The sequence below is a fragment of the Cellulomonas sp. P24 genome, from assembly GCF_024704385.1.
Lineage (GTDB): Bacteria > Actinomycetota > Actinomycetes > Actinomycetales > Cellulomonadaceae > JAJDFX01.
Genome location: NZ_JAJDFX010000002.1, coordinates 3,904,152 through 3,926,957 on the forward strand (window position 1 = coordinate 3,904,152; position 22,806 = coordinate 3,926,957).

22 protein-coding genes are annotated in these 22,806 nt (G+C 71.2%); 11 read left to right on the forward strand and 11 right to left on the reverse strand.

Annotated features, from left to right (window positions below; translation table 11 throughout):
• The first annotated feature begins 23 nt into the window (after positions 1–23).
• A complete protein-coding gene (locus tag LJB74_RS18190) occupies positions 24–1,538 on the forward strand; it encodes a CYTH and CHAD domain-containing protein (RefSeq protein WP_259309858.1) in 1,515 nt (504 codons plus the stop codon).
• A 41-nt stretch (positions 1,539–1,579) separates the two neighbouring features.
• Here LJB74_RS18190 and LJB74_RS18195 read toward each other — a convergent pair whose 3' ends face one another.
• Both LJB74_RS18195 and LJB74_RS18200 read right to left on the reverse strand, forming a co-directional pair.
• Complete coding sequence (locus LJB74_RS18195) at positions 1,580–2,311, reverse strand: glutamine amidotransferase (RefSeq protein WP_259309859.1); 732 nt, start codon at positions 2,309–2,311, stop codon at positions 1,580–1,582.
• Between the two features lie 144 nt (positions 2,312–2,455).
• Complete coding sequence (locus LJB74_RS18200; RefSeq protein ID WP_259309860.1) at positions 2,456–3,163, reverse strand: DUF2993 domain-containing protein; 708 nt, start codon at positions 3,161–3,163, stop codon at positions 2,456–2,458.
• Positions 3,164–3,237: 74 nt separating this feature from the next.
• Between LJB74_RS18200 and LJB74_RS18205 the strand changes: the two genes are divergently transcribed.
• From LJB74_RS18205 to LJB74_RS18225, 5 genes are all read left to right on the forward strand, one after another.
• Positions 3,238–4,629 carry an MBL fold metallo-hydrolase RNA specificity domain-containing protein gene (locus LJB74_RS18205; protein ID WP_259309861.1) on the forward strand — a complete coding sequence of 464 codons (1,392 nt, stop codon included), beginning with the start codon at positions 3,238–3,240 and terminating at the stop codon, positions 4,627–4,629.
• A gap of 18 nt (positions 4,630–4,647) precedes the next feature.
• The gene (locus LJB74_RS18210) at positions 4,648–5,028 is read left to right on the forward strand and encodes a YchJ family protein (protein WP_259309862.1); all 381 of its coding nucleotides are present in this window, start codon (positions 4,648–4,650) and stop codon (positions 5,026–5,028) included.
• Between the two features lie 12 nt (positions 5,029–5,040).
• The gene (locus tag LJB74_RS18215; RefSeq protein ID WP_259309863.1) at positions 5,041–5,664 is read left to right on the forward strand and encodes a uridine kinase; all 624 of its coding nucleotides are present in this window, start codon (positions 5,041–5,043) and stop codon (positions 5,662–5,664) included.
• Positions 5,665–5,872: 208 nt separating this feature from the next.
• Positions 5,873–6,424: a MarR family winged helix-turn-helix transcriptional regulator gene (locus tag LJB74_RS18220; protein ID WP_259309864.1), complete on the forward strand. Its 552-nt coding sequence runs from the start codon at positions 5,873–5,875 to the stop codon at positions 6,422–6,424.
• Positions 6,421–8,001, forward strand: a complete 1,581-nt coding sequence (locus tag LJB74_RS18225; RefSeq protein ID WP_259309865.1) for an MDR family MFS transporter — start codon at positions 6,421–6,423, stop codon at positions 7,999–8,001. Before LJB74_RS18220 ends, LJB74_RS18225 begins: the two co-directional genes overlap by 4 nt.
• Here the strand turns inward: LJB74_RS18225 and LJB74_RS18230 are convergent.
• A complete protein-coding gene (locus LJB74_RS18230; protein WP_259309866.1) occupies positions 7,956–8,510 on the reverse strand; it encodes a Fur family transcriptional regulator in 555 nt (184 codons plus the stop codon). The genes LJB74_RS18225 and LJB74_RS18230 overlap by 46 nt on opposite strands.
• Positions 8,511–8,642: 132 nt before the next feature.
• Between LJB74_RS18230 and cbiM the strand changes: the two genes are divergently transcribed.
• The 4 genes from cbiM to LJB74_RS18250 are packed head-to-tail and all read left to right on the forward strand — an operon-like array spanning position 8,643 to position 12,236.
• Positions 8,643–9,743 carry a cobalt transporter CbiM gene (gene cbiM, locus LJB74_RS18235; protein WP_259309867.1) on the forward strand — a complete coding sequence of 367 codons (1,101 nt, stop codon included), beginning with the start codon at positions 8,643–8,645 and terminating at the stop codon, positions 9,741–9,743.
• Positions 9,740–10,693 (forward strand): cobalt ECF transporter T component CbiQ, encoded by a 954-nt coding sequence (gene cbiQ / locus LJB74_RS18240; RefSeq protein ID WP_259309868.1) that lies wholly within the window; start codon positions 9,740–9,742, stop codon positions 10,691–10,693. Before cbiM ends, cbiQ begins: the two co-directional genes overlap by 4 nt.
• 22 nt (positions 10,694–10,715) lie before the next feature.
• A complete protein-coding gene (locus LJB74_RS18245; RefSeq protein WP_259309869.1) occupies positions 10,716–11,453 on the forward strand; it encodes an energy-coupling factor ABC transporter ATP-binding protein in 738 nt (245 codons plus the stop codon).
• A 33-nt stretch (positions 11,454–11,486) separates the two neighbouring features.
• Positions 11,487–12,236: a dienelactone hydrolase family protein gene (locus LJB74_RS18250; RefSeq protein WP_259309870.1), complete on the forward strand. Its 750-nt coding sequence runs from the start codon at positions 11,487–11,489 to the stop codon at positions 12,234–12,236.
• Between the two features lie 61 nt (positions 12,237–12,297).
• Here LJB74_RS18250 and LJB74_RS18255 read toward each other — a convergent pair whose 3' ends face one another.
• From LJB74_RS18255 to LJB74_RS18290, 8 genes are all read right to left on the reverse strand, one after another.
• Positions 12,298–13,986 carry a long-chain-fatty-acid--CoA ligase gene (locus LJB74_RS18255; RefSeq protein ID WP_259309871.1) on the reverse strand — a complete coding sequence of 563 codons (1,689 nt, stop codon included), beginning with the start codon at positions 13,984–13,986 and terminating at the stop codon, positions 12,298–12,300.
• A gap of 102 nt (positions 13,987–14,088) precedes the next feature.
• Positions 14,089–15,264 carry a 4Fe-4S dicluster domain-containing protein gene (locus tag LJB74_RS18260; RefSeq protein WP_259309872.1) on the reverse strand — a complete coding sequence of 392 codons (1,176 nt, stop codon included), beginning with the start codon at positions 15,262–15,264 and terminating at the stop codon, positions 14,089–14,091.
• Positions 15,261–15,512, reverse strand: a complete 252-nt coding sequence (locus LJB74_RS18265; RefSeq protein WP_259309873.1) for a hypothetical protein — start codon at positions 15,510–15,512, stop codon at positions 15,261–15,263. Before LJB74_RS18265 ends, LJB74_RS18260 begins: the two co-directional genes overlap by 4 nt.
• A complete protein-coding gene (locus LJB74_RS18270; RefSeq protein ID WP_259309874.1) occupies positions 15,509–17,236 on the reverse strand; it encodes a CoB--CoM heterodisulfide reductase iron-sulfur subunit A family protein in 1,728 nt (575 codons plus the stop codon). Before LJB74_RS18270 ends, LJB74_RS18265 begins: the two co-directional genes overlap by 4 nt.
• Positions 17,233–19,974 carry an FAD-dependent oxidoreductase gene (locus LJB74_RS18275; protein ID WP_259309875.1) on the reverse strand — a complete coding sequence of 914 codons (2,742 nt, stop codon included), beginning with the start codon at positions 19,972–19,974 and terminating at the stop codon, positions 17,233–17,235. Before LJB74_RS18275 ends, LJB74_RS18270 begins: the two co-directional genes overlap by 4 nt.
• Positions 19,975–20,020: 46 nt before the next feature.
• Complete coding sequence (locus LJB74_RS18280; RefSeq protein ID WP_259309876.1) at positions 20,021–20,500, reverse strand: DsrE/DsrF/DrsH-like family protein; 480 nt, start codon at positions 20,498–20,500, stop codon at positions 20,021–20,023.
• Between the two features lie 32 nt (positions 20,501–20,532).
• Positions 20,533–20,958, reverse strand: coding sequence for a hydrogenase iron-sulfur subunit (locus LJB74_RS18285; protein ID WP_259309877.1), 426 nt, complete (start codon positions 20,956–20,958; stop codon positions 20,533–20,535).
• Between the two features lie 7 nt (positions 20,959–20,965).
• Positions 20,966–21,226 carry a sulfurtransferase TusA family protein gene (locus LJB74_RS18290; RefSeq protein ID WP_259309878.1) on the reverse strand — a complete coding sequence of 87 codons (261 nt, stop codon included), beginning with the start codon at positions 21,224–21,226 and terminating at the stop codon, positions 20,966–20,968.
• A 727-nt stretch (positions 21,227–21,953) separates the two neighbouring features.
• On the opposite strand from LJB74_RS18290, the gene LJB74_RS18295 reads away from it, so the two are divergent.
• Positions 21,954–22,700, forward strand: a complete 747-nt coding sequence (locus LJB74_RS18295; protein ID WP_259309879.1) for an alpha/beta hydrolase — start codon at positions 21,954–21,956, stop codon at positions 22,698–22,700.
• Positions 22,701–22,806: the final 106 nt, after the last annotated feature.

Below are 22,806 nucleotides of genomic sequence, written 5' to 3' on the forward strand. Positions count from 1 at the left end.
CGGGATGCGTATCGTCCGTGAGCATGGCGGTACATCGTGAGATCGAGGTCAAGCTCGGCGCTCCGGAGCACGGTGCACTGCCCGACCTGACCGAGCTCGACGGCGTCACGGCGGTCGACCCGCCGGTCGTCGTCGAGCTCGACGCGGTGTACCTGGACACGGTGGATCGGCGGCTGGCCGCCGTCGGCATCACCCTGCGCCGTCGGACCGGCGGCGCGGACGAGGGCTGGCACCTCAAGCTGCGCGTCGGCGCTGACGAGCGGGCGGAGATCCACGCGGCCTGGAGCGAGACCGACGTCCCCGACTACCTCGCGGCGTCGCTCCGCTCCCGGCTGCGCGGTGCGGCGGTGGTGCCGGTGGCGAGGGTGTCCACGCGACGCACGTTGCACCGCCTCCGGGACGCCGCCGGCCAGGTGGTCGCCGAGGTCGTCGACGACGAGGTCACCGCCCAGGACCTCACGGCAGCCGCCGGGGCCGAGGCGCTCCAGACCTGGCGCGAGTGGGAGGTCGAGCTCGTGGCGGGCGACCGGGCACTGCTGGCCGAGGCGCAAGGCTCGCTCCGGGCCGCCGGCGGAACCGTCCCGTGGTGGTCCTCCAAGGTGCTGCGGGCGCTCGGCGTGGAGTCGCCGGACGCCGCACGTCACGGTCGCCGTCGGGTCACGGCAGCGACGGTGCTCCGACTGTTCCTTCGCGCCGCACGCGACGAGCTCGCCTCCTGGGACGTCCAGGTACGCCGGTCCGAGCCGGATGCGGTGCACCAGATGCGGGTCACCCTGCGGGAGCTCCGCAGCGCCCTCGGGACGTTCCGGGACGTGCTGGACCACGAGCCCAGCGCGTGGGTGAGGGACGAGATCGGCTGGCTCGGCGGGGTGCTCGGAGCTGCACGGGACGCCGAGGTGGTCCGCGACCTCGCGATCGAGCTCGTCGCGGCCGAGCCACCCGGTCTGCTCCGTGGGTCGGTGGCCGCGCGGCTCGGAGCGGACCGTGCCGCAGCACACGGTGCGGCGATGGCCGACGTCACTCGCGCGCTCGACTCGGAGCGGTACCGGGTGCTGCTCGACGCGCTGGACCGCCTGGTGGCGGACCCACCGTTCACCGCGGTCGCGGCCGAACCTGCCGCAGACGTCCTGCCGCGTCGGGTGCGTCGCGAATGGGCCCGGCTCGACAGAGCCGTCGGGGCGGTGGACACCGCCTCCCCGGGCGAGTCACGGGACCGTGCCCTCCACGAGGCGAGGAAGGCAGCGAAGCGCGCGCGGTACTCCGCCGAGACGCTGGTGCCGGTCGTCGGCCGGGCGGCGATCCGGTCGGCGCGCGCCGCCCAGGAGCTGCAGACCCTGCTCGGGGACCACCACGACACCGTCACGGTCCGCGAGACCCTCGAACGGGCGGCGCTCGAGGCTGCGCGTGCCGGCGAGGACACGTTCACCTACGGGCGACTGCACGCCCTCGCCCAGTCGCGCGCCGAGATGCTCGAGCGGCGGCTGCCGGAAGTCGTCGAGCGCCTCGGATCGGGGCGCCGCCGCCGTTGGATGCGCTGACGCCGCCGGGTCTGCTGGCTGGGCGTGCTCGGCCGGCGTGCTCAGCGGGCGTAGAGCTCCACGAAGTTCGCCAGGATGCGGTGCGGCTGATCGACCGGGATCGTGCCCAGCCGGGCGACGACCGTGTCGATCTCGTGCGGTGCGAAGTACCCGGAGTCGCGGTACACCTCGACCCGGTGCACGACGCCGGGCAGGTCGAGCTCGGGGTGGAACTGGGTCGCGTACGCATGCGCGCCGACCCGGAACATCTGCACGGGGCACGAGGGCGAGGACGCGAGGAGGGTCGCGCCCGCCGGCAGCGAGCGACACGCCTCCTTGTGCCCGACGAACGCGGTGAACGCCTCCGGCAGCCCGGCGAGGAGCGGGTCGCCACGCCCCGACTCGGTGAGGTGGATCTCGACCGGCCCGACCGGTTCGGCGTAGGTGCGGTCGACGACACCACCGCGGTAGCGGCCGAGGGTCCCGACCCCGTAGCAGGCGCCGAGGAACGGCACCCCTCGGTCGACGATCTCAGGGACCAGGGCGTCGAGCTCGGCCTCGACGCGGCGCTGAGTGGGGCTCTTGCTCGCTTCAGGGTCGCTTGACGTGTACGGGCTGCCGCCGACGACGATCCCCGACCACTCCGCGAGGTCGAGGTCCGGCAACGGCTCCGCCTCGAGCCGCACACGACGCAGCGCGCCCTCGTCGAGACCGCCGAACCGGAGGAAGGCCGCGTACTCCGCATCGGCGACGTCGTCCTCGGCACGGGAGGCCAGCAGCAGGAACGGCTTCACGCCCCGAGGCTAGCCGTCGTCGGGGTGGCCGGCAGACCGGAGTCGGGCGGCCCTGGCAGCAGACCGGAGTCGGGCGGCCCTGGCAGCAGACCGGAGTCGCGCGGCCCGGCCTCGTGACCGCTCGCGCGGCAGGAAGCGGGTCGGTCAGCCTCGGGAGGAACCCATGAGGTCGGACAGCGCGACGTCCGCCGCCGTGAGCGTGACGCGGACGCCACCAGCCACGACAGCCGTGCCGGTGAGCTCGACTCCTGCCGGGAGCCCGTCGACAGGGACCGCGAGGTCGCTGAGCGCGGTGCGCAGGTCGGCGGGCATCGCGTCGACCGGGACGGCGACGCCGGCCAGCGTGACGGCGACCAGCTCCAGCCGTACCGCGCCGACCGTCGGGCGGGGCCGCAGGGTCGCACTCACGGGGAATCCGAGGACGGCGGCCGTGGCGACGAGCGTGTCACCGGCGGCCCGAAGGTCGAGGTCCAGCCCGGTCCGTTCGGCGATGAGCGATCGCACCGTCGCGAAGGAGAGCGTGGCATGCACGAGCGCACGCTGGACCGTGTAGGGGGAGGACGTGCCGACTCCGTGCGCCTCGAGGTCGACGGCGGAGACGGTGAGACCGTCGAGACGCGCGCCGTCGAGGTGCACGCGGACGTCGGTCAGCCGGCCCGCCACGAGCTGGTTGAGGAACGGGAAGCCGAGGACCTCCACCCGGGGGTCACCCACGAGGTCCGGGACGTTCGAGCGCACCTGCTGGACGACGGCGTCGTGGGCCTCGCCGGCGGCCACACGGTCGACCACCACGACCCCACCGACCACGAGGGCCAGCGCCACCATGCCGGCCGTGACTCCACGTGCACTCATGACGGCCACTCTACGAGCGCCTGACCAGGAGCGTTCGCGTGGCGGGGAGCCAGGGGGAGGCGGACGATCGGCACATGAGCACCGTCGACGCGAGCGTCAGGCTGAGCTTCCTCGGCGCTGCCGGGGTCGTGACCGGCAGCAAGTTCCTGGTCGAGCACGGCGATCATCGCCTCCTCGTCGACTGCGGGCTGTACCAGGGCGAACGCGAGTGGCGACGGCGGAACTGGGCGCCCTTCCCGGTGCCGCCGGACAGCATCGACGACGTCGTCCTCACGCACTGCCACCTCGACCACTGCGGCTACGTCCCCGCCCTCGTCCGGGACGGGTTCGCCGGACCGGTCTGGGCGAGCCGGGGTACCGCGGCGCTCGCGGCGATCGTGCTGCGCGACAGCGGCCACCTCCAGGAGCGGGACGCGGAGCTGGCGCGCGACGGCCGGTACTCGCGTCACGACCCGCCGCTGCCCCTCTACACGGTCGCCGACGCCGACCGTGCGATCACCCGGTTCCGTGCCGTCGACTTCGGGACGGACACCGCCCTGACCGAGCGGGCCGGCTTCGGTCTGACCCGTGCGGGACACGTGCTGGGCTCGGCCAGCATCCGGCTCCACGTGGACGAGGCGAGCATCCTGTTCTCGGGTGACCTCGGACGGACGGCCCACCCGTTGCTGCGCCCGCGCGAGACGCCGCCGGCCGCCCGCACGGTGGTGATCGAGTCCACCTACGGCGACCGGACGCACCCGGACCCGGGCGACCACCCGCACGCCGCGCTCGCGGACGCGATCCGTCGGACGATCGCTCGCGGCGGGTCCGTCCTGATCCCGGCGTTCGCGATCGACCGCACCGAGCTCGTCCTGCACGCACTGTCCGCGCTGCGACGGACGGGTCAGATCCCCGCGGTGCCGGTGTACGTGGACAGCCCGATGGCCCTCGCGGCGCTGGACGTGTACCGCGAGACGATCATGCGTGCCGAGTTCCGGCCCGACGTCGAGCCGACGATGTTCGATCTCCCTCTGCTGCGCACCGCGCGGTCGAGCGAGGAGTCGATGGCGCTCAACGACCCCCGGTCCCCGTGCCTCATCATCTCGTCGTCCGGCATGGCCTCCGGGGGACGCGTCGTCCACCACCTGCCGCACCTCCTCCCTGATCGACGCAACACGGTGGCGTTGACGGGCTACCAGGCGCGAGGGACCCGGGGGCGGGCCCTGCTGGAGGGCGCGCGCGAGGTGAAGGTGATGGGCCGGTACGTCCCGGTGCGGGCCGAGATCGTCAACGACGAGGAGTTCTCCGTGCACGCCGACGCCGGCGAGCTCCTCGGATGGTTGCGTGAGCTGCCGGAGCCGCCCGAGACGGTGTACGTCGTGCACGGTGAGCCAGAGTCGTCGGCGGCGCTCGCGGCGCGCATCCGCGAGGAGCTGGACTGGTGCGTCGTCGTGCCGTCCGCGGGGGAGCGGGTGCTGGTGAGCTGACGTGCGGATACTTGTCCGGTGCCCACGACGCCGTGCCCGTGCCTGACCGGTCGACCGTATGCCGAGTGCTGCGGGCAGTTCCACCGTGGCGACGCGCTCGCGCCGACCGCCGAGCTCCTCATGCGGTCGCGGTTCAGCGCGTACGCCGTCGGTGACGTCGCCTACGTGCGACGGACCTGGCACGCGACGACGTGCCCTCCCGAGCTCGAGCTCGACGACGCGCTGCGGTGGTACCGCCTCGACGTCCTCGGCACGACCGGTGGCGGACTGTTCGACGCGGACGGCACGGTGGAGTTCCGGGCGTTCTACCGTGCGCCGTCGGGAGCGGGAGTGCTGCACGAGGTGAGCAGGTTCGTCCGCATGGACGGGGAGTGGGTCTACCTCGACGCGATCGTGTAGCAGGGTGGTGGCGTGCACGTGCGACCCATGACCCCGGCAGGTGTGGTCGATCACCTGGTCGACCTGATCGCGTCGCGGTCCGAGGACCGGGTCCGGGTCCTGGTCGACGGTCATCCGTCGACACGTCCGGAGGAGCTCGCGGACGGCCTCGTCGATCCGCTCCGGGTGAGGGGGCGCCCGGTGGTGCGGGTGCATGCGATGGACTTCCTCCGCCCCGCGTCGGTGCGGCTCGAGCACGGGCGGACCGACGTCGACGCGTTCTACGACCAGGTCGACGTCCAGGCCCTCGCCCGCGAGGTCGTCGACCCGTGGAGCAGTGGTGGACGCGGGCGCTACCTGCCCTCGCTCTGGGACGCGCGAATCGACCGGGCCACGCGCGAGCCGGCGCGGGACGTCCCCGCCGGTGGGGTGCTCGTCGTGGATGGCAGCCTGCTGCTGGGGCGGTGGCTCGAGTTCGACCTGACCGTCCACCTGGCGCTCGGGCCGGCAAGCCTCGACCGCCGCACCCCGGCCGAGGAGGCGTGGACGTTGCCGGCCTACGCGCGCTACTCCGACGACGTCCGGCCCGAGGCGGTGGCCGACGTCGTGGTGCGCGCCGATGACGCGAAGCGGCCGGCCCTTGTCCTGCCCGACTGAGACGTCCGGGGGCTGGCGCCCCGTCGTGGCCGGTCCCGGCGGCGCGGGCGACGGACCTGCGCGGGTGACCGACCTGCGCGGGTGACCGACCTGCGAGGGTGCGGTCGACTTGACGTCCTGGCCGGCGCCGGGGTCAACTGGTTGCGTGATGCAAGTAAGTTCGGCTGCCGACCCGGCCACGCCCGGCGGCGTCGGCGGAGTCCGGTCCATGCCGGACCCGGCGCCGTCTGCGGCAGGAGCCCCTGGCCGGTCCCGGGCCTCCGACGCTCACGAGGCCGATCGCGCGAGGGACCGCGAGCTGGTCAGCGCGCTCTTCGCGGTGCTCATCCGCCTCCCGCACGTCCGCATCGACGAGCCGGTCGACAAGACCGGCCTGGCGATCCTGCACGAGCTCACCTGGTCGGGCACGACGCGCCCGTCCGACCTCGCCGCGCAGATGCACATCGACATCTCGACGGTCAGCAGGCACCTCCAGGCGCTCGAGGCCCAGCTCCTGGTGGTCCGCACGCGTGACCCGGAGGACGCCCGGGCGCAGCGCGTGGACGTCACGGATCGCGGCAACGAGGTGCTCGGCCGGTTCCTCGACGGTCGCTCCGCCTCGTTGCGCGCGGCGATCTCCCACTGGGCGGCGGAGGACACCGCCGCTCTGCGACACCAGCTGGGGCGTCTGGCCGACGACCTCGCAGCGACTTCTGCGTCGACGCGCCCGTGCGCCGTCGGCAGCACCACCCGGACCCACGACACGACGGAGACACCGTGAGCACCCCCACCCCCGACGCACCGGCTCAGCCCAGCGGCGTCATCCCCACCGCCTTCACGCACCGACAGATCATGGTGATCCTGATCGGGTTGATGACCGGCATGCTGCTCGCGGCCCTCGACCAGACGATCGTGTCCACGGCCCTGCCGACGATCGTCGGAGACCTCGGTGGCCTCGAGCACCTGTCGTGGGTCGTGACCGCCTACCTCCTGGCCTCGACCGCCTCGACGCCGCTGTACGGCAAGATCTCCGACCTGTACGGCCGCAAGCCGATCTTCCGGTTCGCGATCGTGGTCTTCCTGATCGGGTCCACCTTCGCCGGGGTGTCGACCAACATGGGCGAGCTCATCGCCGCGCGCGGCATCCAGGGGCTCGGCGCCGGTGGACTGATGTCGTTGGCCTTCGCGATCATCGGCGACGTGATCCCGCCCCGCGAGCGCGGGCGGTACCAGGGGTACTTCGGGGCGGTGTTCGCGGTCTCGTCGGTCGCCGGTCCGCTGCTCGGCGGGTTCTTCGTCGACCACCTGTCGTGGCACTGGATCTTCTTCATCAACATCCCGCTCGGCATCGTCGCCCTCGTCGTCACCGACCGGGCGCTGCACGGGCTGCGGCACGTGCGCCGTGAGCACTCGATCGACTACACGGGTGCGGTCCTGCTCGTCGTCGCGGTCAGCAGCCTGCTGCTCGGCCTCGTGCTCGGCGGCACCGACGGGTGGACCTCGCCGACGATCCTCGCGTACCTGATCGGTGGCGGGGTGCTGTCGGTCGTGTTCGTGTGGTGGGAAGGTCGCGCGACCGAGCCGATCCTGCCGCTGCGGCTCTTCCGGAACCGCATCTTCTCGGTGTCCTCGTCCATCGGGTTCATCATCGGCTTCGCGATGTTCGGTGCGATCGTGTTCCTGCCGATCTACCTGCAGATCGTCCGCGGGGTCTCGCCGACCCAGTCGGGTCTCGAGCTCCTGCCGCTGATGGCCGGTCTGTTCGTGACCTCGGTCGGGTCCGGGCGCCGGATCACGACGACGGGCCGCTACAAGCGGTTCCCGATCATCGGCACCGCGCTGACGGCCGTCGGGCTCGGCCTGCTCTCGACGATCGGCGCCGACACCCCGTACTGGCGCACCGCGCTGTTCATGGTGGTCCTGGGATCGGGCATCGGCCTCGTCATGCAGGTCCTGGTGCTGGCGATGCAGAACTCGGTCGACCTCAGCGACATGGGGGTCGCCACGTCGTCGGCCACGTTCTTCCGCTCGATGGGTGGCACGTTCGGCACCGCGATCTTCGGGACCGTGCTGGCGAACCAGCTCGCGTCACAGCTCGCGGAACGGCTACCGGCGGCGGCACTGAAGGGTGTCGACCCGTCGCGGCTGACCGGGTCGCCGCAGGTGATCGCGGCGCTGCCCCCAGCGGTCCGCGAGCCGGTGATCGCGTCGTTCGTGTCGGCGCTCGACGCCGTGTTCCTCACGGCGGTCCCCGTCCTCGTGGTGGCCTTCGTGCTGACCTGGTTCCTCCAGGAGATCGAGCTGCGGACCCATCACGGCGCGCCCGAGGAGTCGGTGGAGCCGTCGGTCACGATCTGAGCGCACGCGGCGCACTGGCCCGACATCGCGACGTGGGTCGCGTCGAGGACGAATCCGGTGCGGTCGCGGACCCGTGCCGTGACGTCGTCGAGGAGCTCGGGAGGCAGGTCGACGATCGCCCCGCACGAGCGGCACTGCGCGTGCAGGTGCTCGCCGCCGGCGCCGACCAGGTGGTACGCGGTCGGCCCGTGACCGAGGTGGATGTGCTGGACCACGCCGAGCGCGGTGAGCGTGTCGAGGGTGCGGTACACGCTGGCCCGGTGCACCCGAGCGTCGACGGCGGCGACCGCCTCGACGAGGGCGTCGACCGTGACGTGGGTGTGCTGGGCGGCCAGGGCCGTGAGCACGGCACGACGAGGGCGTGTCATCCGTTCGCCGTCGGCGCGGAGCCGGTCGGCGACGTCGGCGAGCACTCCGTCGAGCGCAGCGCCCGCGAGCACACCATCGAATGCGACGCCCGGCTCGAGGCCGGGGTCGGCGCGACGGGACGGCTCGTGCGGGGACCCCATCGCCCCATCATGGCGCGGATCGGGTGCGCGGAGTGCCGCCAGCCCCACCGCCGACGGTCCTCTTGCGAGACTGTCGCAACACGCTAGGCTCCGAGCCACAGGCGTGCAGCGTGGCGGCGAGGTGAGACAGGGATGCACATTCCCGACGGGTACCTGTCCCCGGAGACCTGCGCCATCGCCTACGCCGCGGTGGTTCCCGTGTGGATCGCCGCGTCGCGCCGGGTGACGGCGACCCTCACGACGGCGAGCGTCCCGGCGCTGGCCGTGTTCTCGTCCGTGAGCTTCCTGGTCATGATGATCAACGTGCCGATCCCGGGCGGGACGTCGGTGCACGCCCTTGGTGCGGTGGCCGTCGCGATCGTGCTCGGACCGTGGGCCGCGGTCATCGCGGTGTCCGTCGCGCTGGCGTTCCAGGCTCTCCTGTTCGGTGACGGCGGCGTCCTCGCCTTCGGGGCGAACGCCCTCAACATGGCGGTCCTCATGCCGTTCGTCGGTGTGTGGGCGTACCGGCTGGTCGCCGGGCGCTCGGCGCTCACCTCACGTCGGCGCCTCGTCGCGGCCGGTGTCGGCGGCTACGTCGGGATCAACGCCGCGGCCCTCGCCGCCGCCGTCGAGTTCGGTATCCAGCCCGGCTTGTTCCACACGGCGTCCGGTGCCCCGCTCTACGCTCCCTACCCGCTCTCGCAGACGATCCCGGCGATGGCCCTCGCCCACCTGACGATCGGGGGAGCGGTCGAGGCCGTGCTCACGGCCGGTGTGCTGGCGTACCTGGTCCGTGTCGACGTCCGTCGGCTCGTCCCGCAGCACCCGGGGGTACCGGTGCACGCGGGGCCGACCTCGCCTGCGCGCTCCCGGCTGGGCCGGCTCACACCGACCCGGGCCGCCTTGGGTGCCCTGGTGGTCATGGTGGTCGTGTCCCCGCTCGGGCTCCTGGCGCCGGGCGGCGCCTTCGGCGAGGACGCGCCGGGTGACCTGGACCTCGCCTCTCTCGGGCTCGCGGCCGTCCCGACGGGGCTGAACCGGCTGAACGGGTTCTGGAACCACACGGTCCTGCGCGACTACGGCTTCGCCGACGGGCAGAACGCGACACTCGCGTACTGGTTGTCGGCACTGGTCGGTATCGCGGTCGTGTGCTCCGCGGTGTTCGCGGTCGGGTGGCTGGTCGCGCGGCTCGGTCGGCGCCGCGAACCGGTGGCCGGTCCGGCGACGGACGGGCAGCAGGTGGAGCCGTGACGGCGCCCGCTCTCGTCCGGCGCACCTCCTCGCCCGGTTCCACGCCGGCGTGGTTGCTTGCCGTCGAGCAGCATCGTCCCCCGTGCACGCCGAACGGGCACCGTCGTCGACGGTCGTTCGTCACGAGGACGCTGCGAGGCGGCACCGACCTGATGCGTCAGGTCCTGTTCAGCGACGAGCTGGCGGCCCGGTCCGGGGTGCTGCAGCGGCTCGACGCGCGCGTCAAGCTCGTGAGCCTGGTGGCGCTGCTGCTGGCGACGAGCCTGGCGCACCACGTCGCGACGATCGCGGTGGTGTACGTCGGCACGCTGGTCCTCGGTCGGGCGTCGCGCCTCCCGGCGGGTGCCGTCGCGCGCCGCGTGTGGCTCTCCGTGCCGGTCTTCGCCGGGGTCGCGGTCCTGCCAGCGACGCTGTCGTTCGTGCGGCCCGGCGACGTCGTGCTCACGCTGTGGTCGTGGCACGGCGTCCCTCAGGGCGTCACGGCGCAGGGGCTGGCGACCGCGCTGCTCCTCGTGGCCCGGGTGGCCACGTCGATCTCGCTCGTCGCCCTGCTGACCCTGACGACGCCGTGGACCCGCGTACTGGATGCCCTTCGGGTCCTCGGGGTGTCACGCGTCGTCGTCCTGGTGGTCGGGATGGCGTACCGCTACCTGTTCGTGCTGCTGGGGGCGGTCACGGACCTGTTCGAGGCGCGCGCCGCGCGGACGATCGGCGCCCAGCGCCACGACCGGGCGGCGCGCGCGTTCGTCGGGGCGACGGTGGGCACGCTGTTCGGGAAGGCCCATCGGCTCACCGAAGAGGTCCACCTGGCGATGGTGGCGCGCGGCTACCGCGGGGACGTCCACGGGGTGCGGGCTGGTCGCGTGGGTGCCGCTGACGTCCTCGCATGCGGTCTTGCCGTGGCCGCGGCGGTGGCGGTGTGGGGAGGGGACCGGCTGCTTGGCTCCTGACGTGGTGCTCCGATGCCGTGACGTGACGTACTCCTACCTCGACCGGTTCCCTGCCTTGCGTGGTGTGTCTCTCGACGTCGCGCGCGGCGAGAGGGTTGCGGTCCTCGGGGCCAACGGCTGCGGCAAGTCGACGCTCCTGAAGGTCCTCGACGGGCTCGTGTTCCCGACGGCGGGGGAGGTCCACGCGTTCGGGACCCAGATCACCGAGACCGCGCTCGAGGACGAGCAGCTCTCGGCCGGCTTCCGTTCCCGCGTCGGCCTCGTCTTCCAGAGCTCCGACGCCCAGGTCTTCTCACCGACGGTCCTCGACGAGGTCGCGTTCGGCTGCCTCCAGCTCGGGATGTCGCGGGACGAGGCGCTCGCGAGGGTCGAGGACGTCCTGGCCATGCTGGATCTCACCGACCTCGCGGACCGGGCGCCGTTCCAGCTGTCCGGAGGGCAGAAGAAGCGCGTCGCGATCGCGTCCGTGCTCGTCATGAACCCCGACGTCCTGCTGTTCGACGAACCGACGGCAGCGCTCGACCCACGGACCCGGAGCTGGCTGATCGAGCTCGTCGTCGAGCTCGGCACGGCAGGCAAGACGATCGTGCTCGCGACGCAGGATCTCGACGCGCTCGAGCTCCTCGCCGACCGTGCCGTCGTGATGTCCGAGGACCACACGATCGTGCGTGACGGTCGCCCCACCGAGGTGCTCGACGACCGCGACCTGCTGCTGTCCGTCAACCTGATCCACGAGCGGACCCGGCTGCCCGGGCACTAGCGGTGCGGTCGGGTGGGCGGCATCGTGAGGTGCATGACACAGGTCACCCTCGCGGGTCCGCACGGTCCGCTGCCCGTCTACGTCGCGCGGCCCGACGGCGAGGGGCCCTGGCCCGGTGTGGTGGTCGTCCACGACGCGTTCGGGATGACGACGGACGTCCGTGCGCAGGCAGACTGGCTCGCCGACGCGGGGTACCTCGCGGTGGTGCCGGACCTCATGTCCTGGGGTGGGACGGCCCGGTGCCTCCGATCGCTCTTCGGGGAGCTCCGCAGACGTCAGGGGAGAGGTTTCGACGAGATCGAGGCGGCACGCCGGTGGCTCACCGAGCAGGACGGCTCGACCGGCCGGGTCGGCATCATCGGGTTCTGCATGGGCGGCGGCTTCGCCCTCCTGCATGCGCCGCGGAGGGACTACGCCGCGGCGAGCGTCAACTACGGGCAGGGCATCGGCACGCCGGACCCCTACGGTGCCGAGTTCCTCGCCGGGGCGTGCCCGGTGGTCGGGAGCTACGGCGGCGCCGACCGCAGCCTCCGGGGCAAGGCGAGACAGCTCGAGGCGACGTTGGCGTCACTCGGGGTCGAGCACGACGTCAAGGAGTATCCCGGCGCGCCCCACGGCTTCATGAACGACCACGACCCGGCCGAGATCCCGCCCGTGATGCGGATCATGACGCGCATGCTCGGCGCACACCACGACGCCGAGGCGACGGCGGACGCCCGGCGGCGCATCCTGTCGTTCTTCGGGACTCATCTGAGCGAGGAGTCGGCGGGGCACCGCGACTGACGCGTCGTGCTGTGGCCGACCGGCTGCGCGGGCCCGTGCCGGTCGACGCGGCGCACAGCGGTCAGAGCGTCGGGAGCACCCTGTCACGCACCTGCTTGCGGAGGATCTTGCCCAGCAGCGACCGCGGGGTGTCCTCGATCGGCACGATCCGCCGCGGCACCTTGTAGGCGGCGAGCAGCTCGCGGCAGTGGGAGCGGAGCGCCTCCTCGTCGAACACGGCGTCCGGCGCCAGCTCGACGGCCGCGACGACCATCTCGCCGCCGCGCTCAAGAGGCTTGCCGATCACGGCCGCGTCCGTCACCGAGGGATGGAGGCGCAGCACGGCTTCGACCTCGGACGGCGAGACGTTGAACCCTCCGGTGATGATGAGCTCCTTGGCGCGGTCGACGATGGTGGTGAAGCCGTCGGCGTCCACGGTCACGATGTCCCCGGTGCGCAGCCACCCTCCGGGCAGGAGCGTCGCCGCGGTCTCCTCCGGGTTGTTCCAGTACCCGGAGAAGACCTGCGGACCCTGGAGCAGGAGCTCGCCCGGCTCGCCCTGGCGGACCTCGACGGTCGGGTCGTCCTGGTCGACGACCTTCATGCGGGTGGACGGGAACGGGACACCGATCGTGCCGGTCCGACGCGTCGGGTGGAACGGGTTGCCGAGGGCGACCGGTGACGACTCGGTCATGCCGTACCCCTCGACGAGGAGGCCACCGGACATCGACTCCCACAGCTCGACCACGTGGTCCGGGAGGTTCATCGCCCCGGAGATGCAGAACCGGCACGAGCGGAGCGAGACGCCCTTCTCGCGGGCGGCCATCGCGGTGCGCTCGTAGATCGGCGGCACCGCGCAGTAGACCGTCGCGGGGGACTTCTTCATGGCGTCCAGGACGAGTGCCGGGTCGAACATCGGGAACAGGACGAGAAGTGCCTGCTTGCGGATCCCGTACGTGAGGTACAGCGTCATGCCGAACGCGTGGAACATCGGCAGGATCGCGTAGAAGATCTCCTTGCGGTACTCCGCGCCGTGCATCCACGCCTCGCCCTGCAGCGCGTTCGCGTAGAGGTTGAGGTGGGTGAGCATCGCTCCCTTCGGGTGACCGGTCGTCCCCGAGGTGTACTGGATCGCGGCGAGGTCGTCCACCGTCGGGCGAGGGTGCGCCGGGTCGAGCCGGCCGTGCGAGAGGAGGTCCGCCCACGAGATCGTCCCGGGCGCGGGGGCCGTCAGCGCGGCACGCGAGGCGCGCAGGCGCGGCACGGGCAGGTGCAGGGCCAGGCGCTTGAGCGGCGGGAAGGCCTGGAGCAGGTCGACCGCGACGACGTGGTCGATCTCGACGTCGGACGGGAACGACCGGACCGCGGCGACGGCCTTGTCCCAGGCGATGACGACGCGCGCCTGGTGGTCCTCGAATTGGTGCCGGAGCTCTCGCGCCGTGTACAGCGGGTTGTGCTCGACGACGACCGCACCCAGTCGCAGCACGGCGTAGAACGCGACGACGTGCTGCGGGCAGTTCGGCAGGATGAGCGCGACGCGGTCGCCGGCGCGCACGCCGAGGCGGTGCAGACCCTCCGCGGCACGGTCGACCTGCTCACCCAGCTCGGTGTACGTCGTCCGTCGACCGAAGAACTCCAGGGCCGGGTGGTTCCCCGCCTCCGAGACGGATCGCTCGAGCATCTCCACGAGCGACTCGGTCGGGAGCTCGATCTCGGCCGGGACACCCGGCTGGTAGTTCTTCACCCAGGGCTGCTGGTCGGTGGTCGCCATGAGGGCATCCTCCCGCGAATCGGTCGGTCGTGTGCGCGTGCACGCCGGCGCCGGCGGACGACGAAGCGCCGCGGACCAGGTCCGCGGCGCTTCGCGTGCGTGTCAGGCGGTCTGCTTCGACTTGTCCTTGGCCAGGGCGAAGAAGAACAGCGCGACCGGCCGGTACATCGCGTGGGCGAACTTGGTGAACGGCAGGAGCAGCATGAGCTCCATGGCCACCGCGACGTGGAACAGGAAGACCCAGTAGCCCCACGCCGGTGCGTCCGGCAGGTACAGCGCGACCTCGATGAAGAACCCGCTCGCCCCGGTGATCCAGAGCAGTATCAGCAGGAGCCAGTCCGACGCGGTGGACTGCGCCGCTGCCCGGTTGATGTGACGCGCACGGTTGACCATGAACATGCTCACGCCGTACACGAGGGAGATGCCGGCGATCGTGCCGAGCAGCCGCGACGGGTACCAGAGGGGGATCGGGGTGCCGGTCTCCTTGACCCCGGTGAGGGCCAGTCCCCAGTCGAGGATCGTCGCCCCGAGCAGCCCGAGGAAGCCCCAGATGGACAGTGCGTGGATCAACCAGCGCCGGCGGTACAGCGGTTCGGCCGGGCTGTCGTCCTTGCAGTCCTCGCGGTAGCGGCGTTGCCCCACCGACTCGATGCCGAGCGACGACCACAGCGCCGCGACGGACCGTCCGAGTGCTGCCCGCCCGCCGAGGGTCGAGGAGAGGGTGATCCCTTCACGTCGGGCGACCCCGCGAGCCATCGTGACGACGCCGACGACGCCGGCGATCACCATGACGACCATCACCGCGATGCCTGTCCAGTGGATGAGCTCCTCGGGGACGAAGTCGAACAGCGTGAGCGCTGCGGCGTCCTGCGGCCCGTGCGAGGCGTACATGAACACCGCGAAGAACGCCGCGACCGCGACCGCGATGAGCGAACCGATGACCGGCCGGGTGTAGAGGATCCGGGAGAGCCCGGTCGGGTCGTAGCTCGCCACGGCGTACCGACGAGCAGCCGCCATGAACTCACCCGGGTCCGCCTCGGTCGGGCAGCTGTCGGAGCAGAGCCCGCAGTGGTAGCAGGTCCACAGCTCCTTGCTCGAGAGCAGCTCGTCCTTCATGCCGACCTGCGCGTAGCGGATCATGCGGCGCGGGAACGTGCCGTCGTTGTCCGAGAGTGGACAGGTCGCGGTGCACGTCCCGCAGCTGAAGCACGCGGAGACGTCCGCGGCCCCGAACTTCTTGAGGTCCGAGAGAAGGTCGGTGTCGACGATCGTGGTCACGGGGCCACCTCCTGGTGGGCGTTCGCGTAGCGGAAGTAGCCGTCGTCGTCTGCGTCCTCGATCTCGATGAGGTGCCCGTACCGGCGCATCCCCATCACCCAGTACACGACCTCGTCGGTCGGACGATCGAGTGCCGCCGCGATCTCCGGGACGGTGAGCGGACCGTCCGCCACCGCCGCCAGGATCGGTTGGTGCATCAGCATCTCCTCGCGGATGACTTCCCGCGGGTCCCGCAGGGTGGTGCTCATGAGACCGGCTCCTTCGTCAGGCCCTCGATCGATGCCCGCATCTGGGCGTCGGTGTATCCGAGCAGGTCGATCGCGTCCTCGGTGCAGACCGGGGCACACCCGCCGCAGCCCTTGCACACCGCCGCGCTGATCGTGGCCACGTCGCGCCCGTCGCACATGATCATCGAGATCGCGTCGTACGGGCAGGTCGTCACGCACGCGGCGCAGCCCGTGCAGGCCTCGGTGTGGACCGTCGCGACGAGGGGGTCGAGCTCGGCGAACCCCTTCATGAGGATGCCGGCGCTCTGGGTCACCGCGGCGAGACCGGATGCGACCGACTCCGACGCGGTCTTGGGACCCTGGCAGGCGCCGGCGATCATCACGCCGGAGACCACCGTCTCCACGGGGCGGAGCTTCGGGTGGATCTCGTTGTAGAAGCCGTCACCGCCGACCGGGAGCTTGAGGAGGTCGGTGAGCCCCGTGTTGTCGCGCGGCACCATGCCGGTCACAAGCACGACCAGGTCGGCCGGGATCGTGAGTTCCTCGTTGCCGGTGAGGGCGTCGACGACGGTGACGGCGACGTGCCCGTCGGCGGTCCGTGCCACGGTGGGGGGCGTGTCGTCGGGGAACCGCATGTACACCGACCCGCGCTCGCGCGACTCGGTGTACATCAGCTCGTACTTCCCGTACGTGCGGATGTCGCGGTGCAGGTGGTACTGACGCACCCCGGTGTCGCGGGCGGCGACCTTGATCGAGGCATGCACCGTGGCCGAGCAGCAGAACTTCGAGCAGTACTCGTTCCCGCCCTCGGGCTGCCGGTTGCCGACGCAGTAGACGTACGCGATGGTCTTGACGCGCTTGCCCTGGTAGACGAGCGGACCGTCGGAGTTGTCGACGAGGGTCATGAAGTCGGGCAGCGTCAGGACGCCTTCGATGCCGTAGCCGAACTCGCCGGCCTCGGGCTCGTAGCTGTCGAAGCCGGTGGCGACCACGATGGTCCCGACCTCCGTCGTGACCAGCTCGTCCTGCCCCTGGATCCGCACCTCGGTGACGTAGTTGCCGAAGCTCCCGGACTTCGAGACCAGCTCGGCGTTGGTGAGGATCGAGATCGACGGCCGCTTGGCGATCTCGGAGACGAGATGGGCGATCTGCTCCTGGCCCGAGGAGTCGTGCGGGAACATCGCGCCGAGCTGTCCGACCCAGCCGCCGAGCGTGGGGGCACGCTCGACGATCGTGACCGCGAGCCCGATGTCGGCGAGGCCGATGGCGGCGCGCAGGCCCGCGACGCCGCCGCCGACGACCATCGTCCGCGGCAGGGTCTTGACGACGAGCGGCTCGAGCGGGGTCGAGAGCTTCGTCTTGGCGACACCGGCCCGGACGAGCCCGATCGCCTTCTCGGTCGCACCCTCACGGTCGTCGGTGTGCGCCCACGACGCCTGCTCGCGCACGTTGACCTGGGTGTACGCGTACGGGTTGAGGTCCGCCCGCTTCGCCACCCCCCGGAAGGTGATCTGGTGCAGCTTGGGCGAGCACGAGGCCACGACCAGACCGTCCAGCTTCTTCTCCTGGATGTCCCGGATCATCTCGTGCTGGGTACCGTCGGCGCACGCGAACATCGTGGTCTCGGCGACCACGACCTCGGGGTCGTCCTTGAACGCCTCGCGCACCTTCTCCACGTCGACGTAGTCGGAGATGTTGCCACCGCAGTGGCAGATGTAGACGCCGATGCGTCGGTCCTCACTCATGCCAGCACCTCCGCCGCGACTGCTGCGTGCTCGACGTGTCCCGCGTGCTCGAGGTGAGCCGCGACCTGGGCGACTGCGGCCCCTGCGTGCAGGATCGAGTCGACGATGTCCTTGACCCCGGCCGCGGTGCCGGCGACGAAGACGCCGGGGATGTCGGTCCGGCCGGGTTCGAGCTCGTCGTCGGGTTCGGCGACGTAGAAGTACTCGTCGAGACCGAGCCTCTCGCCGGTGAAGAGCTTCTCCACCTCGCGGTTCGGCTGGATCCCCACGGCGAGGACGACGAGGTCGTACTCGGCCTCGACGATCGCACCGCCGTTCTCGATGTCCTCGTAGCGGACGATGAGATCGCCGTTCTCCTTCTCGGTGATCTTGGCCACGCGCCCCTTGATGTACTCGGCGCCCATGTCCTTGGCCTGCTCGTAGAACTCGTTGTAGCGCTTGCCGGCGGCGCGGATGTCCATGTAGTGCATGGTCACGTCCGCGAGCGGCAGCGCGCCCATGATCAGCTGGTTCTGCTTGACGGAGTACATGCAGCAGACCTTCGAGCAGAGCGGGTTGCCGGACGTCTTGTCCCGGGAACCGGTGCACGAGACGTACGCGATGCGCTCGGGCACCTTCCCGTCGCCCGGACGGAGAACCGTGTTGAACGGGCGCGTCGGTGCGAGGAGGCGGTCCATCTGCATGCCGGTGATGACGTTGGCGTAGGTGCCGTAGCCGTACTCGGGCTTGAGATCGGCGGCGAAGAGCTTGTACCCGGTCGAGACCACGACCGCGCCGACGGTGATCTCCGAGACGACCTCACGCTTGTCGAACCGGATGGCGTCGGCCGGGCAGGCGGACACGCACTCCTGGCACTCCGAGCAGACGCCGCAGTCCAGGCAGCCGCCGGCACCGGCGCGGGCCTCGGCCTCGGTCAGCGCGGGTTCGAGCTCGTCGAAGTCGACGGGAGCGGGGGAGAAGCGGGTGTCCGGCGTGATGGGCTCGCGCCGGGTGTGGCTCTTCTGCCGTGCCAGCACCTCGGCCTTGTCGACCGCACCGAGCAGGTCGTCGAGGGCGGGGAAGGTGCCGAGCTCGCGGCCGTTGACCCAGTTGTCGATCATGTAGGCCGCGCGCCGACCGGCACCGACGGCCCGCGTGATGTCGGTCGCGCCGCTCGTGACGTCGCCCGCCGCGAAGAGGTACGGGACCTCGGTCTGCAGCGTCGTCTCGTCGACGGCGATCCGGCTGCCACGCTGGACGCTTGCCAGGTTCTCGAACGGGGTCGGGTCGGGAGCCATCCCGATCGCCGAGATCACGGCGTCGCAGGCGATCACGAACTCGCTCCCCGCGATCGGCTCCGGGCGGCGTCGTCCGGACGCATCGGCCTGACCGAGCTGCATGCGCTGGCAGCGGAGACCGGTGACGGCACCGGCAGCGTCGGTGACGACCGAGACCGGGGCCACGAGGTACTCGAACTCGACGCCTTCCTTCTCGGCGTCCTCGATCTCGGCCGCGTGCGCGGGCATCTCCTCGCGTCCGCGCCGGTAGGCGACGCGGACCTCGAGGGCACCGAGGCGCCGGGCCGTGCGTGCGGTGTCCATCGCGACGTTGCCGCCGCCGACGACGACCACGCGCTTCCCGGTGAGCTCGGGGGCCTCGTCGACGCGCACCTGCCGGAGGAAGTCGAGACCGGCGAGCACGCCGTCGGCGTCCTCACCCGGCACGCCGAGCGACGTCGCGCGCGGGGTGCCGGTGGCGAGCAGCACGGCGTCGTACCCCTCGGCCTTGAGGGCCTCGAGGTCGCTGATGGACGAGTTCGTCACGATCTCGACGCCGAGGGCGGTGACGTTGGCGATGTCCTGCTCGACGACCTCCTGCGGGAGGCGGTAGGCCGGCAGCGCGTGCCGCAGGAAGCCGCCCGGCTGGGCCTCGGCCTCGTGGATGCGGACCTGGTAGCCGAGCCGCGCGAGCTGCCACGCCGCCGTGAGTCCGGCCGGGCCGGATCCGACGATCGCGACGCTCTTGCCGTTGGGGGTGGGCATCTCGACGCCCGGTCCGTCCACCTCGGCGTAGTGACGATCGGCGGCGAACCGCTTGAGCCGGCGGATCGGGATCGTCCCCTCGAGGGCGCCGCGGGAGCACTCCGACTCGCACGGGGCGTAGCACGCGCGCCCCAGGGTCCCGACCAGCGGGGTCGCGTCGAGGACGAGCTGGAACGCCTCTTCGTACTTGCCGCTCCGGATCAGCGAGACGTAGCCGTGCGCCTTGATGCCGGCAGGGCAGTTGTCGATGCACGGCGACGTGCCGGCCCGCGTGATCACGGCCTTCTTCGGCACGGCCTGCGGGAACGCGATGTAGGCCGCGCGGCGTGCCACGAGGTCGGAGTTGAACTCGTCGGGCACCGCGACGGTGCAGGCGGTCTGGCACTCGTTGCAGCCGGTGCAGGCGGCCCAGTCGACGAACGTCGACTTCTCCTTCACGGTGGCGCGGAACGCACCGTTGCTCTCCCGCTTGACCCCCAGGACCTCGCTGTAGGTCTTGGTGGTGATGTTGGGGTGGTTGATGGTCGACGACATCTTCGGGCCGGAGATGCAGCTCGCGCAGTCGAGGGTCGGGAAGACCTTGCTGAGCAGGATCATCCGTCCGCCGACGCTCGCCTCCTTCTCGACGAGCAGGACCTTGTAGCCCATGTCGGCGAGCTTGATCGACGACTCCATCCCACCAATGCCACTGCCGATCACGAGGACGTCGTAGTCCATCGGTGACTCCAGTTCTGTGTTGTCTGCGGCGCGATCCTGCGACGCGCTAGATGAACAGGTTGACGTTCGCCTCGTCCGCGTCGCCCAGGTAGGAGGCGACTCCGGCGAACTCGAGGCCGTCGATCAGCTCTTCGGCGCGGAGGCCCATGATGTCCATCGACATCGTGCAGGCGACCATCTTGATGCCCTGCTCGCGTGCCGTGGCGATGAGCTCCTCGAGCGACATCACGTTCTGCTGGCGCATCATCCGCTGCATGAGCTTGGGGCCGGCGCCGGCGAAGTTCATGTGCGAGAGGGCGAGCCGCCCGGGACCCCGGGGCATCATCGCGGCGAAGGCCTTCTGCAGCGGGCTCTTGCGCGTCGTCGCGACCTTCTCCGGTCGCCGAAGGGCGTTGAGCCCCCAGAACGTGAAGAACATCGTGACGTCGTCATCCATCGCCGCGGCACCGTTGGCGATGATGAACGCCGCCATCACCTTGTCGAAGTCCCCGCTGAACAGGATGATCGTCTTGCGTGTGGTGTCCACCGTTCCGGCTTCCTTCTCTCGTTGATCGTCGGTCACGGGGTGACGTCGACGGGGCCCATGTCCACCAACATCTGCGAGAACTCCCGCATGTAGTTGACGAACGGTTCGGCGCACACCGAGCAGACGGCGGCCATCTTCAGCCGCTGGGGCTCGATCCCTCGGGCCTTCATGAGCTCCTGCGCCTGGGTGACGATGTGCGACGTGCGCTCGGCGCATTCGGGGAGCAGCGCGCACTCCTCGCCGTCCGAGGCGATGAACACCCCGTCGAGCCCGGTCTCGAACGCGTGCAGGATCCATCCGGGCTTGAGCCCGCTGCTGCACGGGACGCTCATCGTCGAGACGGTGGCCGAGTAGTGCAGGTGCCTGCTGCCGGCGAGGTCGATGCCCGGGTCGGAGATGTTGTTGGTCGAGAAGACGAGGATCCTCGGCGAGAACCCGGTGACGGTCGCGGTCGACACGATCAGGTCACTTCATCTTGCGGAGGTACAGGTGGAGGTACCCGGCATCGTCGAACGAGCCGAGGAACTCGTGCCCCATCTTCTTGGACCAGGCCGGGAGGTCCTTCAGCGTGCCCGAGTCGGTGGCGAGGACCTCCATCACACCGTTCACCGGCACGCCGCCGATGGCCTTCTTGGCGGCCAGGATCGGTCCGGGGCACGAGGTTCCTCGTGCGTCGACGACCTGGGCGATCGTGAGTGCCTTGAGCTCCTCAGCGGCGACCGTCATGGTGAATCCTCCTTGATAGGGCACGTGGTGGCGCGCCGTGGTGGTGGCTAGGTCCGGATCGATACGGGGCGTCGCGTGCGGGGACCGACCGAGACGTCCGATCTGCCGCCGTCGCGCCGACCGAGTCGTGCGGTGGGCGTCATGCTCAGGTCCACCGTTGGACCGGTACCGATGTGCACATGCCAAGGCTGTACCCCAGGCATCGGATGATTCAGGGTCGAACGTCCTACCCCCGGGGGTATGCCTTTTTCTACCCCTGGGGGTATGCCTCGCCTTACCTCGCAGGCGGGTGCTTCTGCACCTCAGAGGTTTGTCCTGGAGTACACCGGGGAGGTCGAGCAGATCGGCCTCCCCGGGTGCGATGTGCCTGGTGAACACGCACGTGCGACAGCTCTGAGGGTGGGTGGCGGCGCTCACCTGGCGGCGCCCAGGTCGCCGGCAGGCTACTGGTGGAGGCAACCGTCGCGTCGCGCGCGTGGATCGCGGCACCTAGCGTGGAGGTAGGCCCTGCTCCGGCGTGTCGGCGGCGTCCGCACCGGCGGCAGCGTCCTCGGGCGGGCGGGCGGGCGGGCTGGAGGGGAGGGCGACGGTGCGTTGGCGTCGGTGGTCGGGTCGTGTGGCCGGACAAGGTGCCGGGTGGGGCGCCGTTGCAGTCGCCACCCTCGTCGTCGCCCTGGCCGCAGGGTGCACGGGTGGAACCGGAGACACCTCCCCACGATCTCCGCGCGTGACCTACGACCCGGCGCAGTCCTCCCGCGTCTTCCTCCCCGACGGGGCCTCGGCGTCGCCGGCTCCGCTCGTGGTCCTCGTGCCGGGCGGCGGATGGGTCTCGGCCGATCCCACCGGGTTGACCGGCCTCGCGACGTGGCTCGCGGAGCGCGGCGCCGCGGTTGTCACGATCAGCTATCGCACGTCGTCCGACGACGCCTACTTCCCGGTGCCGGCCGAGGACGTCGCATGCGGGCTCGCCGACGCGGCCGCGCGCGTGCGTCGTGCCGGGATCGGTGTCGGAGAGGTGGTCCTGGTCGGTCACTCGGCTGGGGCCCAGCTCGCTGCCGTCGTGGCCCTCGATCCCGGCACGTACAGCGGTGGCTGCAGCGATCCTGCCGTCGTCCCGGACCGGCTCGTCGGCCTGGCCGGGCCGTACGACGTGACCCGGATCGACGGTGCGGTCGAGAGCCTGTTCGGGACCGGCACCCCGAGCGCCGACGCCCGACGCGCCGCGGACCCTGTCGCGGCGGCCGGTCGTCGCTCGGAGCTCGCCGTGCTGCTCGTGCACGGCACGGCGGACGGGTTGGTGCCGGTCGAGCAGACGCAGCGGTTCGCGGCGGCCCTCAGCGCAGGAGGCCACCAGGTGACCACCCGGTACCCCGACGGCGCGGGCCACGCGTCGGTCTACTCCGCGGGCGTCGCAGGTCCGATCATCGCGGACTGGCTGGGCCTGGGACCCGCGCCGACGCCGACCGACTCGTGACGCGGTTCCCCGGTGAGAGGCCTGAGGGGGCGGCGCCCGAGCGATGAGCGCGCTCGACTAGGCTGGCTCGACATCGTGCGCCCGCGTGCGCCGACCCGTCTCGACC

Excerpts from the sequence above, each read along its gene's own strand:
- LJB74_RS18190 (WP_259309858.1), top strand. The coding sequence starts at position 24 with ATGGCGGTACATCGTGAGATCGAGGTCAAGCTCGGCGCTCCGGAGCAC.
- LJB74_RS18200 (WP_259309860.1), bottom strand. The coding sequence starts at position 3,163 with ATGAGTGCACGTGGAGTCACGGCCGGCATGGTGGCGCTGGCCCTCGTG.
- LJB74_RS18205 (WP_259309861.1), top strand. The coding sequence starts at position 3,238 with ATGAGCACCGTCGACGCGAGCGTCAGGCTGAGCTTCCTCGGCGCTGCC.
- LJB74_RS18220 (WP_259309864.1), top strand. The coding sequence starts at position 5,873 with ATGCCGGACCCGGCGCCGTCTGCGGCAGGAGCCCCTGGCCGGTCCCGG.
- LJB74_RS18230 (WP_259309866.1), bottom strand. The coding sequence starts at position 8,510 with ATGGGGTCCCCGCACGAGCCGTCCCGTCGCGCCGACCCCGGCCTCGAG.
- cbiM (WP_259309867.1), top strand. The coding sequence starts at position 8,643 with ATGCACATTCCCGACGGGTACCTGTCCCCGGAGACCTGCGCCATCGCC.
- LJB74_RS18250 (WP_259309870.1), top strand. The coding sequence starts at position 11,487 with ATGACACAGGTCACCCTCGCGGGTCCGCACGGTCCGCTGCCCGTCTAC.
- LJB74_RS18255 (WP_259309871.1), bottom strand. The coding sequence starts at position 13,986 with ATGGCGACCACCGACCAGCAGCCCTGGGTGAAGAACTACCAGCCGGGT.
- LJB74_RS18265 (WP_259309873.1), bottom strand. The coding sequence starts at position 15,512 with ATGAGCACCACCCTGCGGGACCCGCGGGAAGTCATCCGCGAGGAGATG.
- LJB74_RS18270 (WP_259309874.1), bottom strand. The coding sequence starts at position 17,236 with ATGAGTGAGGACCGACGCATCGGCGTCTACATCTGCCACTGCGGTGGC.
- LJB74_RS18275 (WP_259309875.1), bottom strand. The coding sequence starts at position 19,974 with ATGGACTACGACGTCCTCGTGATCGGCAGTGGCATTGGTGGGATGGAG.
- LJB74_RS18290 (WP_259309878.1), bottom strand. The coding sequence starts at position 21,226 with ATGACGGTCGCCGCTGAGGAGCTCAAGGCACTCACGATCGCCCAGGTC.